This is a genomic window from Clostridium sp. (genome assembly GCF_017888565.1).
Classification (GTDB): domain Bacteria; phylum Bacillota; class Clostridia; order Clostridiales; family Clostridiaceae; genus Clostridium.
In genome coordinates this window covers 22,810-36,047 of record NZ_JAGHFX010000081.1, presented here as the reverse complement: position 1 = coordinate 36,047, position 13,238 = coordinate 22,810, and the positions used below count along the sequence as shown (strand labels likewise).

14 protein-coding genes are annotated in these 13,238 nt (G+C 26.6%); 11 read left to right on the top strand and 3 right to left on the bottom strand.

The annotated features are described in order from the left end of the window. Window positions 1-8 precede the first annotated feature (8 nt). From J7M87_RS15710 to J7M87_RS15690, 5 genes are all read left to right on the top strand, one after another. Window positions 9-389: a desulfoferrodoxin gene (locus J7M87_RS15710; protein WP_291652385.1), complete on the top strand. Its 381-nt coding sequence runs from the start codon at window positions 9-11 to the stop codon at window positions 387-389. Between the two features lie 128 nt (window positions 390-517). Then, window positions 518-1,669 carry an MFS transporter gene (locus J7M87_RS15705; RefSeq protein ID WP_291652382.1) on the top strand — a complete coding sequence of 384 codons (1,152 nt, stop codon included), beginning with the start codon at window positions 518-520 and terminating at the stop codon, window positions 1,667-1,669. A 15-nt stretch (window positions 1,670-1,684) separates the two neighbouring features. Further along, window positions 1,685-2,371 carry a SprT family zinc-dependent metalloprotease gene (locus J7M87_RS15700; RefSeq protein WP_291652380.1) on the top strand — a complete coding sequence of 229 codons (687 nt, stop codon included), beginning with the start codon at window positions 1,685-1,687 and terminating at the stop codon, window positions 2,369-2,371. A gap of 304 nt (window positions 2,372-2,675) precedes the next feature. After that, entirely contained in the window at window positions 2,676-3,221 is a 546-nt protein-coding gene (locus tag J7M87_RS15695; RefSeq protein ID WP_291652378.1) for a hypothetical protein, read from the top strand. A gap of 475 nt (window positions 3,222-3,696) precedes the next feature. Next, window positions 3,697-3,924 (top strand): TIGR04540 family protein, encoded by a 228-nt coding sequence (locus J7M87_RS15690; RefSeq protein ID WP_291652376.1) that lies wholly within the window; start codon window positions 3,697-3,699, stop codon window positions 3,922-3,924. A 57-nt stretch (window positions 3,925-3,981) separates the two neighbouring features. Here J7M87_RS15690 and J7M87_RS15685 read toward each other — a convergent pair whose 3' ends face one another. Then, window positions 3,982-4,200: a hypothetical protein gene (locus J7M87_RS15685; RefSeq protein ID WP_291652374.1), complete on the bottom strand. Its 219-nt coding sequence runs from the start codon at window positions 4,198-4,200 to the stop codon at window positions 3,982-3,984. Between the two features lie 161 nt (window positions 4,201-4,361). On the opposite strand from J7M87_RS15685, the gene J7M87_RS15680 reads away from it, so the two are divergent. Further along, on the top strand, window positions 4,362-4,988 hold the full coding sequence (locus J7M87_RS15680) for a CoA pyrophosphatase (RefSeq protein WP_291652372.1): 627 nt from the start codon (window positions 4,362-4,364) through the stop codon (window positions 4,986-4,988). Window positions 4,989-5,009: 21 nt separating this feature from the next. Here the strand turns inward: J7M87_RS15680 and J7M87_RS15675 are convergent, their stop codons facing one another. Next, window positions 5,010-6,296, bottom strand: a complete 1,287-nt coding sequence (locus J7M87_RS15675; protein WP_291652370.1) for an NCS2 family permease — start codon at window positions 6,294-6,296, stop codon at window positions 5,010-5,012. Window positions 6,297-6,526: 230 nt separating this feature from the next. Here J7M87_RS15675 and J7M87_RS15670 point away from each other — a divergent pair, with 230 nt between their 5' ends. From J7M87_RS15670 to J7M87_RS15660, 3 genes are all read left to right on the top strand, one after another. After that, window positions 6,527-7,669 (top strand): glycosyltransferase family 2 protein, encoded by a 1,143-nt coding sequence (locus J7M87_RS15670; RefSeq protein WP_291652368.1) that lies wholly within the window; start codon window positions 6,527-6,529, stop codon window positions 7,667-7,669. 176 nt (window positions 7,670-7,845) lie between these two features. Then, entirely contained in the window at window positions 7,846-8,112 is a 267-nt protein-coding gene (locus J7M87_RS15665; RefSeq protein WP_008678603.1) for a metal-sensing transcriptional repressor, read from the top strand. A 24-nt stretch (window positions 8,113-8,136) separates the two neighbouring features. After that, a complete protein-coding gene (locus J7M87_RS15660; RefSeq protein WP_291652365.1) occupies window positions 8,137-8,346 on the top strand; it encodes a heavy-metal-associated domain-containing protein in 210 nt (69 codons plus the stop codon). A 27-nt stretch (window positions 8,347-8,373) separates the two neighbouring features. Here J7M87_RS15660 and J7M87_RS15655 read toward each other — a convergent pair whose 3' ends face one another. After that, a complete protein-coding gene (locus J7M87_RS15655) occupies window positions 8,374-8,820 on the bottom strand; it encodes a MarR family transcriptional regulator (protein ID WP_291652363.1) in 447 nt (148 codons plus the stop codon). A gap of 158 nt (window positions 8,821-8,978) precedes the next feature. Between J7M87_RS15655 and J7M87_RS15650 the strand changes: the two genes are divergently transcribed. Then, complete coding sequence (locus J7M87_RS15650; protein WP_291652361.1) at window positions 8,979-11,216, top strand: ABC transporter ATP-binding protein; 2,238 nt, start codon at window positions 8,979-8,981, stop codon at window positions 11,214-11,216. After that, entirely contained in the window at window positions 11,213-13,072 is a 1,860-nt protein-coding gene (locus J7M87_RS15645; RefSeq protein WP_291652359.1) for an ABC transporter ATP-binding protein, read from the top strand. Before J7M87_RS15650 ends, J7M87_RS15645 begins: the two co-directional genes overlap by 4 nt. Window positions 13,073-13,238 lie beyond the last annotated feature (166 nt).

The following is a 13,238-nucleotide window of genomic DNA, read 5'->3' as shown; positions in this document are numbered from 1 at the left end:
TGAATTTTATGGTAAAGAAATTACAAGTATATAAATGTGAAGTATGTGGATCAATGGTTGAAGTTTTAAATGAAGCAATGGGAACTTTAGTATGTTGTGGTAAGCAAATGACTTTATTAAATGAGAACACTGTTGATGCTGCTGTAGAAAAACATATACCAGTAGCTGTAGAAAAAGATGGAGAGCTTTTAGTTAAAGTTGGAGAAGTTGATCATCCAATGGTGGACGAGCATTTCATTCAATGGGTAGAAGTTATAACTACTGATGGTGAGGTTTTAAGAAAAGAATTAAACCCAGGTGAAAAACCACAGGCTACATTTAAAGTAAGTGGTAATGTAGATAGAGTTAGAGAATACTGTAATTTACATGGATTGTGGAGCAATAAATAATAGATAATATAAATGCTATCTTAGATTTCTAAGATAGCATTTTGTTGCTTATTAAATGCTTATTATTTACATTACTATCTACAAATGATAAAATTTATAGGTAGCAATAATAAATGGAGGTAATACAAATGAAGAAGTATTATAGCATGACGACCTTCTTAACATTCGGAGTTTTTAGTATATTAACAACATTTTACTTTCCTTATTTAAATCAAGAAATTGGTTTATCATTAGGAGAAGTCGGACGAGTAGTCTCAATAGGTGCATTATTTACTTTAGTTGCACAACCTATATTATCTAATAGATTTTCTAAAGTAAAAAATAAAAATAGGTTTATATTAATTTACTTAGTTAGCGTTTTTATATCTATAGTAGGACTTATGTTTATAAATGAGAATTTATCTATAATATTTGCTCCTATATATGGATCTTTACTTGGATCAGTAGCAGGAATATTTGAAATATATATTGAAGAATTATCAATAAGAAATGGTTATGAATTTTCAGATATAAGAAAATGGGGATCTATAGGATATGCATGTATAGTATTTATTGCAGGTATTATTATAAATAAATTCGGATATAGGATATTACATATTTTGGCATTGTTTATGGTTAGTGCAATGATGTTAGTTATCCTCCTAAAGTTTAAGGACGATATAGAAATAAATGAGAAGCAAAATAACACTAGAATAACAGATTTATTTAAAGATAAGAATATTATATTTCTTATAATAGTAGTATTTTTAGGTATGGGTAGCTATATGGGCTTAGATTTTGCTTATTCTTCTTATTTAGTAGATATAGTTGGTGATGTAAATAAAGCAAATGAGATATATAGTGCATCAATAAGTTTTAGGGTTGTAATTGAATTCTTTGCATTTATGATAATTGCTAAATATTTAAGCAATTCTAATAGCAAAAAGTGTCTTACTATTGCTTTATCAATAGCTGCAATTAAAGTTCTACTATTCTCTAGTGGAAGTGTTTTTCTTATAGTTTTAGGAGATCAACTTCATGGAATAATGTATGGATTATATTTAAGTTTCTTATTTAAATATTTAAGAGAAATATTAGATGAGAATTTAGTTGCTACCTCTTTTGCAGTACTATCTGTATTAAGTACTGGAGGTTCTAATTTTATATATCCATCTATTTATAGCTTAATTCAAGGGAAATTTGGTTATGCTGGGATGTATATATTAGGATTTATATTATTAATATTATCAGTAGTGATCTTCTTTAGTTTCTTACCAAATTCAAAGAAATCTATAAGATAAATTAGTGTTATTTATATGAATAGAAAAGTTAATTTCAATAATCAAACTATTGAATATATATTGATTTTTAAGAAAAAGAAAAATATTTCTATAAAGATTGAAACTACTGGAGATATAAAAGTAAGTGCACCAATAGGAATAGATTATAGCTATATTGATGATTTAATTATTAGAAAGGCTAATTGGATATTAAAATCTCTAGATAGGATGAATAAAAAAAACTCCACTGACAATAAAGTTATCTTATTAGGAAAATATTATAATCTAATAATAAATAAATCAGATGAAGATAATATAATGAAGGATAATAGTAATATAATTATAAATAGTAAAGACTTAAATAGCGAGTATATTAATGCATTATTAATAGGGTGGTATAAAAAATTAGCTATAGATATTGTTGGAAAAAGAGTTATGGATATTTCTAATGATATTTATATAAAGCCTAGTAAGATAATTATTAAAAATCAGAAAAGTCTTTGGGGAAGTTGTAATTCGAGAAAAGAAATAAGATTGAATTGGAGACTTGTTCTTATGCCGCAATTTGTTATGGATTATATTATTATTCATGAATTATGCCATATAAAGCAAATGAATCATTCGAAAGAATTTTGGAAATTAGTTGAATTACACTGTCCGAGTTATAAAGAAAGTAAATATTGGCTAAAGGAAAATGGAGCTATATTAATGAATATAACATAGCTCCATTTTTTTAGCATAAATTTTATTATATAAATTCTGATTTTAAGCTATCTTTTTATACTTAATCATAACTTTATATTTCTATATGAAATATTACACATATCTATAGATAGCATTAATTGAAGTTATTAAATGTAATTTCAGCTTTCAGTACATAGGTTTATATTAAAATAATAACTTCAAATACATATATTGCTTGGGTGATATAATTTTTATAATTACTAATTGATAAGGAATAATAAGTTTTTTATAAAAAAATTGGAATACTAATTATATCAAATTTATTAAACTTAGGAGAAAATATATGAAAAAGATTATTATTTTATTATTTTTAGTAATTTCAACATTTTATTCTTGTAGCAACCAAAAAAATTATAATGAAACTGAATCTAATGTGCAGGATAAAGCACAAGATAAAGAAAGAACTGTTAAAGATAATGATGATACTGTAATTATAAAAGCTTCATTTAAAGAGAAAAATATAAATATAGAAGATTTAATGAATAAAGTACAAGAGGATTTAAGTTCAGAAGGATCATTATCAATTGCAGTAAATAGAGAGGGAGATTCTATTTATATAATGACGACTAAATCAGAAGCTAAGGACATAAGGATTCATAAAATAAATGCATCTAAAGGATTGAATTCTAGTGATTATATAAAAAGAGAAAGAGATATTAATTATGAAAAGATATCTGATGGTATAGAAGAGGGAGAATATTTAATAATTCCAATGAAAACAGAAAGTGAATTTACTGAAGAGGCAATTTCATGGATTTCTAATGATGGAAAAGTTAAAGTTTATGAAACAAAAGCAGAAAAAAGTTCGGAAATAAATATGTTTAATTAATTGGTATAATTATGAGAATATTTAAGTATTTAGTTTGGATTATTTAGATAGTTTTTTTATCTGTAAGATAAATTCTATATATAGCTATTGGTTGAACTTTCATAGACAATTGCCACTTTAAATATAGAGACCCTTACTAAAGATGATAAAACAAACTTAAATTATAGCCTAAAAAGGAATAGAAAGACTTCTTAGTAATAAAACATAATTAGTAATAGTTTTTATATACTATGAACTATAGATTATATGATAGCATAATAGGATTATATAGATATTGGTGAAATAAAATAATGTGGATCACAGAAGAAATTAATAAAGATAAAAGGTGTTTGATATGATTTATTTATGGAAAATATAGTTTTTTAAATCAATGTGCATAAAATATGAAATTTTTTTCAAAATAATACTAGAAAAAAACTCTTATAGTATTTATAATTAGCTTATGAAACTATAGAAAAGTATTAAGGAGATGAACATGAGAGCCGTATATAGAAATCCAAAGGAATTAGCAACTTGTTTAAAGGACTTAGTAGATAATTATTTAGAGGATTTACTGAGTTATGAAAATTTAGAAAGTAAAGTCAAGAAAATAGTTGAAGCAAATGGAGATAGAGTTTATAAAGATGGTAAAATATCATTAAAACTATATCCATATTTAGGTGATGAAAGAGTAGAAATTCTTGATAAAATAATTAAAGAATAAAAAATGGCCTCCGTAGAGCATTCTATGGAGGCTTTATTGAATAGATTTTTAGGTTTTTTATAAATTAAAAATAGACAAATTTTTTTCTTCATATGGAATTTTGTCTAGTGAATGTTTTAATGTTAAGAATTCTATTTCAACTCTATCAATTTTACTAGATAAAATTTCTTTTTCTCTATTTGTCTTTGCTACTTGATTTTGGTCTAATAATATACTTAATTCTTCAGAAAGTTCAAACATTCTTAATGCTGCTTCGTAGCAGTTATTTATTTTCATTAAATCACACCCCTGTATAATATTAACAATATTATACAATATATGTAATAAATATTCAAACTATTTAAATGTTTTCAGTTGAAAAATGCAGAAAAATTTATTTATATAGAATTATGTATTAAATAATACTGTATTAAGGTAAAAATAAAAGGAGTAAAAAGATGATAAAAGATGTTATTAAAAAGTTTTATAATAATCGTCCATATATAAATGGATGGGAAAAAATGAAAAGAGCTTCTGTAGCTATATTACTTGTAGAAGTAGAAGATAGGCTAAATATAGTTTTTGAAGTTAGAGCTATGCATATGAGAAGTCAACCAGGAGATATTTCTTTTCCAGGAGGCAAGATAGATTTAAATGAAAATGAAAAGGAAGCTGTCATTAGAGAAATATGTGAGGAATTAGGCTTATCAAATGAAGATTTTGAAATAATAGCTCCACTTAATTTATTAGTTACTCATTATAGTTTGTTAATACATCCATTTGTTGGATATATTAAAAACTTTGATAATATAAATATTAATAAGGATGAAGTTGATCATATAGTGTTAGTTCCGTTAGATTACCTATTAAGCAATGAGCCTAGAGAAGAAAATAGTAAGATTATAGTTAACCGATCAGGAGATTTTCCTTATGATTTAATAAATGGTGGTAAGAATTATAAGTTTAAAGAAGGAGTATATAGATCATTATTTTATAAATATGAGAATTATGTTATTTGGGGTATTACAGCATTAATGTTAGAAGATTTTTTGAAGGATTTTAATAAAGATATAATTGAAGGCTAGGAATTTCCTAGCCGTATTTTTTTAAATACTATGAAGTATAAAATATACTATAAATACAATTGAAATTATATACATCACAATTGAAAGTTGCTCTTTCTTCTTAGTTATAAGTTTCATTATTGTATATGAGATAAATCCAAATGCAATACCATCTACTATACTAAATGTTAGTGGTATTAAAACAATAATTAAAAATGATGGAATTGCTTCTGAAATATCATTAAAGTCTATATTAACTATTCCTTTAATCATTAAACTTCCTATAATAATTAAAATTGGAGCAATTACTTCATTAGGAATTAAATTTATAAATGGAATGAATAATAAGGATATTAAAAGCAGTAATCCTGAAATTAATGATGTTAAACCAGTTTTTCCGCCGGCGGCTATTCCTGCTGTCCCTTCAACTGTAGAAACAGAAGGACTTGTTCCAAATAAGCCACATGTTATTGTTGATATTGCTATAGCATTTAATGCTTTATTTTGCTTTTCAGGAGCCTTTAAAAGTCCGTTTATTTGTCCATGTAATAAACCTATATTTTCAAAAACTAAAACTAAAGTTAATGAAAAAGTAGAAATCCAAAAAGGAATAGTGAAAAATGCACTTAAATCTATATTAAATAGAATTCCTTTATATTCATTAAAATTAGGCAATGAAAATTTTAATCCTGTTGTATCAACAAGGTTTAATAAAATTGCTACTATAGTACCAACAACTATACTTATTAAAAAACCACCAGGAATATTTTTAGCAAATAGTATTACTGTTAGTAAAAACATAACAATGAAAAATATTACCCTTGGATCTGAAAGTGATCCGATTTTGACCATTGTAGATGGATCAGAAATAATTAGACCTCCTTTTTGAAAGCCTAAAAATGTAATAAATAATCCTATCCCAATAGTTATTGATTCTTTTAATGAATTAGGTATAGATGTATCTAATATTTTAGCTAAAGGTGTAATAGCAACAATTAAAAATAATATACCAGCCATAACAACACTTGCTAATGCTTGATTAAATGATAAGCCCATACTTAATACAATTGTATAAGTAAATAGAGCATTAATTCCCATACCTGGCATAATTACAAGTGGTGTATTACTTATGAAAGATACTAATAAGCACCCTACAAATGAAGCAAGTACAGTTGCAATTATAAGGGGTTCCTGTGATATACCTCCATCACTTAAAATACTAGCATTAACTACAATAATATATACTGCAGCAAAAAAAGAAGTTAACCCAGCTACTAGCTCAGTTTTAAAATTAGTTTTGTGTTCATTAAGTTTAAATAAATTGTCCATCCTTTCTGTAAAAACCTCTTTTCTTTATCCCTCGCCCGCCCGCACCGATTGATGTCTAAATAATTATATCATTAAATTTTAAAATTTAAAGAGTAGAAATAAGTTAAAGTAAAATTTTATATATAAAAAGACAAAAAATTATATTCAAATATATTTTGGTGAAATTACAGCAAAATTATTCATTAAAACATAGTATATAGAAGATATTAATAGAGTGAAGGGGGATAACTTTGACAAATAGAATTACTATAAGCTTATGTATGATAGTAAAAGATGAAGAAAAGACATTAGCTAGGTGCTTATCTTCAGTAAAAGATATAGTAGATGAAATGATTATTGTAGATACTGGTTCTACCGATAAAACAGTAGATATAGCTAAAAGCTTTAATAGCAAAATATATAATTTTAAATGGATTGATGATTTTGCAAAAGCAAGAAATTATGCATTTAGCAAAGCTAGTAAAGAATATATTTTTTGGCTTGATGCAGATGACTATTTAGATGAAGATAATATAGAAAAATTTAAAATACTAAAAGAAACTTTGGATAGAAATGTAGATACTGTAACTATGGAGTATTCTCTAAGTAGAGATGCAAATGGTAATACAACTTATTCATTGAAGAGAAATAGATTAGTAAAAAGATCTAAGGATTTTAAATGGATAGGAAGAATTCACGAATATTTAGAAGTAGGAGGAATTAGTTTAAATAGTGATATTTCCGTAAATCATGGAAAAGTTAAACCTAGTGGAAATAGAAATTTGATCATTTTCAATAAAATGGAAGAAGAAGGAGAAGAATTTAGTGTAAGAGATATATTTTATTACGCTAATGAGTTATACTATAATGGTTTTTACGAGGAAGCAACTAAAAAATATGAGGCTTTTTTAGATACTAATTTAGGTTGGGTGGAAGATATAAAAACTGCTATAGCTAACTTGATTCAGTGTTATACTAATATAAATAGGCCAGAAAAGAAGATAGAAATAATTTTAAAATCTTTTGAGTTTGATGTGCCTAGGGCTGATATTTGCTGTAGACTTGCAGAAATATTTTTAAGTAAGAAACAAATTAAGCAAGCAATATTCTGGTATAAAGTTGCAATGGGATGTATTCATGAAAAAGATAACCTTGGAATAGATAATAGAGATTATTACACTTGGATTCCAAGTATTCAATTATGTGTTTGTTATTCTATTTTAGGTGATTATGATGCGGCTTATTATTATAATGAGTTAATAGCTTTATATGGTGGAAATATAGAAAAAGTAGATTATAATAGAAAATTTCTAAAATCGAAATTTGAGGAACTTGGCAAAACTATTCCAGATCTTGATTATAAGTTGATCGATAGAAGATTTAGATTTTTTTAAAAAGCATATCAATGTGTTGTCGTATTTTACGATAGCACATTTTTTTACTTAATTTAGTTGAATATAATACATATTTAAAAGTACATACTATTTATATAACTAAATATATTGACAAATATATTATAAATATTATAATTTAATTATAATACACCCCTAGAGGGTGGGGGAGGTATATTATGAATGAAGAGAGAAAAAAATCATTACAATCGCTAAAAACTGCTAAGGGACAAATTGATGGAATAATAAAGATGATTGAAGAGGATAGATATTGCATTGATATTTCAAATCAAATTTTTGCTGCCCAGTCATTATTAAAGAAAGCCAATCTTATAATATTAGAAAATCATTTGTCTCATTGTGTTAAAGATGCTTGTATAAGTGGTGATGGGGACGAAAAAATAAATGAAATAATGAAAATATTAGACAAAGTTATAACAAGGTAAATTATTAAAATGGAGGTATTAAATATGAAAAAGAAGATAAATATTGAAGGTATGAGTTGTGGACATTGCGTTGCACATGTAAAGGAAGCATTAGAAGAAGTAAAAGGGGTTGAAATTCTAGAAGTAAACTTAGAGGATAAAAATGCCTTGATCAATACAGAGGTAGAAGATAATGCTTTAATAGCAGCAATAGATGAAGCCGGCTATGATGTAACATCAATAGAAAACTTGTAGAAATTAAAAATGAGCAATATACATTGCTCATTTTTTTAGTTTAATTAGTATGTCATACATATCCTTTATTGAAGCATCTAATTTATACAAATCTTTATCATCTAAAGTTGAAATTTTATTAAACAAATTACTTTTTATTTCACGCTCTTTATTTTTTAAAAGTGTATGAGCTTTTTCAGTTAATTCTATATTTATTTTTCTTCTATCATTTGGATCTGTATACCTATTTACGAGACCATTACTTATTAATTTATCTATTATTGGAGTCATATTTGGCTTAGATATATCTAAGCATTTAGCAACATCAGATACTGACATTGATTTTTTTCGTGAAAGATAAAATATTACTTTCACATGAGAGGGAGGAATGGAAACTCCTTTAACCATTTCGCTTGGATTGAATAATCTATTATGTATTTGGAATAATAGATTAAGTAAATTATCAGATATATCCTTTAGTTCATTATTATTCATATAGTCCCTCCTAAGTATTTTTAACGATTTAATTATAAACTATTTTTTTTTGTTATACAACTATAAATGTTATTGACATATAATAGTTATAAAAATATAATTAATATATATTTATAATAACTTAACAATAAAGCAGGATTTGAAAGGAGAAAAATGAAATGATGAAACTGACAAAGTACTTAAAACCATTTATCGGTTCTATCATTGCCGTAATAATATTACTATTTATTCAAGCTGTTAGTGAATTATCATTGCCAGATTATATGTCTAATATAGTAAATGTTGGTATTCAGCAAGGTGGAATAGAAAATTCGGTACCTACTATAATACGTAAAAGTGAAATGGATAAGCTTTCGATATTTATAGGGGAGGATGATTTTAAATTTATAGAAGATAATTATACATTATTAGATAAAGATATTCTTTCAAAGGATGAATTTGATAAATATTTAAAAAAGTATTCAAAGCTAGATGAAGAGCCTTTATATGAACTTAATTCAAAAAATAAAGATTCTATATCTAGATTGAATAGTATTTTAGCTAAGCCAGAGCTTATTGTATATGGAATTGAAACTGGTAGTTTTGATACTACTATGCTAGGAAATATGCCAAGTAATATGCCAGTAGTAGCTGATACAGATCCTTTTTTTATTTTGAAGAATCTTCCTAAGGAGCAATTAAATGATTTAAAAGATTTAATAAATAAAAATTTTGAAGATATGCCTGATAATATGATAGATCAAGCTGCTGTTTCGTATGTTAAAAATGAGTATTTTGAAATAGGTATAGATACAGATAAATTACAAACAAACTTTATTATTATTTCTGGATTAAAGATGCTTGGAATAGCATTGATTAGTATGGCAGCTGCAGTTATTGTTGGTCTTATATCTGCAAGAATAGCAGCTGGATTAAGTAGATCTTTAAGAGGAGATGTATTTAAGAAAGTTACAAATTTTTCTAATGCTGAATTTGATAAATTTTCAACAGCTTCTTTAATTACACGTAGTACTAATGATATACAACAAATTCAAATGCTTATGGTTATGTTATTTAGAATAGTTTTCTACGCTCCAATATTAGGAATTGGTGGTGTATTAAAAGTATTAAGAACAGATACAAATATGACTTGGATTATAGCTGTAGGTGTAATCCTAATTTCTTTACTTGTAGGTGTATTATTTGGATTTGCTATGCCTAAGTTTAAAGCAGTTCAAAAGTTAGTTGATAAATTAAATTTAGTTACTAGAGAGCATCTAACAGGTATGTTAGTTATTAGAGCATTTAGCACTCAAAAGCATGAAGAAGTTAAGTTTGACAATGCAAATAAAGATTTAACTAAGACAAATTTATTTGTTAATAGGTTAATGTCATCAATGATGCCAGTAATGATGCTTATAATGAATGGACTAACACTTTTAATCGTATGGGTAGGATCTCATCAAGTTGATTTAGGGACAATGCAAGTAGGAGATATGATGGCATTTATGCAATATGCAATGCAAATAATAATGTCATTCTTAATGATTTCAATGGTTTCAATAATGCTACCTCGTGCATCAGTATCTGCTCAACGTATTAGTGAAATACTATACACAGATTTAAGTATAAAGGATAAAGAAAAAACTAAGGAGTTTATAGATTCTAAAAAAGGTTATGTGGAGTATAAAAACGTAAGCTTTAAATACCCAGGTGCAGAAGATTACGTCTTAGAAAATATTAGTTTTACAGCAAAGCCAGGTGAAACTACAGCTATTATTGGAAGTACTGGAAGTGGTAAATCAACATTAATAAATTTAATACCTAGATTTTATGATGTATCTAAAGGTCAAATCACTATTGATGGAGTTGATATAAAAGATGTAAATCAAAAGTCATTAAGAGATAAAATTGGATACATTCCTCAAAAGGGAGTACTTTTCTCAGGAACTATAGAAAGTAACTTAAAATATGGCTCTCCAAATGCAACTGCAGAAGATTTAGAAAAATCAGCACAAATTGCACAAGCATTAGAATTTATTGATAATAAACCAGACAAATATAAGACTGAAATTTCACAAGGTGGTACAAATGTATCTGGCGGACAAAAACAAAGATTATCTATTGCTAGAGCTTTAGTTAAAAAACCAGAAGTGTATATTTTCGATGATAGTTTTTCAGCTTTAGATTTTAAAACTGATGCTGCTCTTAGGAGATCACTTAAAGAAAATATTAAAGATGGGACTATGATAATTGTTGCACAAAGAATAAGTACAATAAAGGATGCAAATCAAATTATAGTATTAGATGAAGGAAGAGTTGTAGGAATTGGAACTCATAAAGAGCTTTTAGAAAACTGTGAAGTTTACGAGCAAATAGCCTTATCACAACTTTCAAAGGAGGAACTTATGTCATGAGTAATAATGTAAGAAATAAAAGACATGGGGGTTTCGGTGGTCCTATGGGTGGAATGCACGGTGGTGGCGGAAAGGCTAAGGATTTTAAAGGAACTATTAGCAAGTTAATAAAATATTTAAAACCATATGGAATATCAATTATCACAGTTTTGATATTTGCAATAGGTAGTGCTGCTTTTTCAATAATAGGTCCTAAGATATTAGGAAAAGCTACAACTAAGTTGTTTGAAGGATTAGTAAGTAAAGTATCTGGAGAAGCAGGAGCTACAATAGATTTTACTTATATAGGCAATATAATTGCATTATTAGCAGTATTATATGTAATAAGTGCAGTATTTTCATTTATTCAAGGATTTATAATGTCTGGAGTTGCTCAAAAGGTTTCATATAATCTAAGAAAAGAAATTGCAGAAAAGATAAATCGTATGCCACTTAAATACTTTGATAAAATGACACATGGAGAAGTTTTATCAAGAGTTACTAATGATGTTGATACAGTAAGTAATACTTTAAATCAAAGTTTGTCACAAATGTTAACATCTATAACAACATTAATAGGTGTTCTTATAATGATGTTATCAATAAGTGTAACTATGACTCTTGCATCAATATTAATAATACCTTTATCAGGAATATTAATAGCGTTAGTAGTTAAAAAGTCACAGAAGTATTTTAAAGAGCAACAAACTTTTCTAGGTCATGTTAATGGACATGTAGAAGAAATATATAGCGGTCATAATATAATGAAAGCTTTTAATGGGGAAAAGGCTGCTGTAGAAGAATTTGAAAAATTAAATAATACTTTATATAATTCAGCATGGAAATCTCAATTTTTATCAGGAATGATGATGCCTATAATGACATTTATAGGGAATATCGGTTATGTTATGGTATCTATATTAGGTGGATACCTTGCTATTAAAAAATCAATTGAAGTTGGAGATATTCTTTCTTTTGTTCAATATATAAGATCTTTTACACAACCAATAGCTCAAACAGCACAAATTGCAAATGTACTTCAATCTACAGCAGCAGCTGCAGAAAGAGTTTTTGAATTCTTAGATGAAGAAGAAGAAGTTGGAGATATTAAGAATCCTGTAAGCATTAATGACATTGAAGGAGAAGTTACATTTAAGGATGTTCACTTTGGTTACAATGAAGACAAAATAATAATAAATGACTTCTCTAGTAAAATAAAGCCAGGGCAAAGAGTTGCCATTGTAGGACCTACTGGTGCAGGAAAAACTACAATTGTAAAACTATTAATGAGATTCTATGAACTAAATAGTGGTGAAATTTTACTGGATAATCATAATATAAATGATTTTAAGAGAAGTGATTTAAGAAAAGTTTTTGGAATGGTTCTGCAAGATACATGGTTATTTAACGGAAGTATAATGGAGAATATCAGATATGGTAATTTAGATTCTACTGATGAAGAAGTAATAGAAGCAGCAAAAGCAGCTCATGTTCATCATTTTGTTAAAACATTACCAGATGGATATAATATGGAGTTAAATGAAGATGCAAGTAATGTTTCTCAAGGGCAAAAACAATTATTAACAATTGCGCGTGCAATATTAGCAGATCCAAAGATATTAATATTAGACGAAGCAACTAGTTCAGTTGACACAAGAACTGAAGTGCTTATTCAAAAAGCTATGGATAACTTAATGAAAAACAGAACTAGCTTTATAATTGCTCACAGATTATCTACTATCAAGGATGCAGATTTAATTTTAGTAATGAAAGATGGAGATATTGTAGAACAAGGTACACATAAGGAACTTTTAAGTAAAAAAGGATTTTATGCTTCACTATATAATAGTCAATTTGAAACTTCGCAAATATCATAATTTAAAAGAGTATCGTCAATTTTATTTTGACGATACTCTTTTTATATGAAGAGTGGAAAACTAAATAATTACTTATATAGGAATTTTATGAGGTAATGCTTGAAAAATAGTTATATCTATTAAATTTTCTAAGAATCTATAAGTTTATATAGAATTATGTGAAACT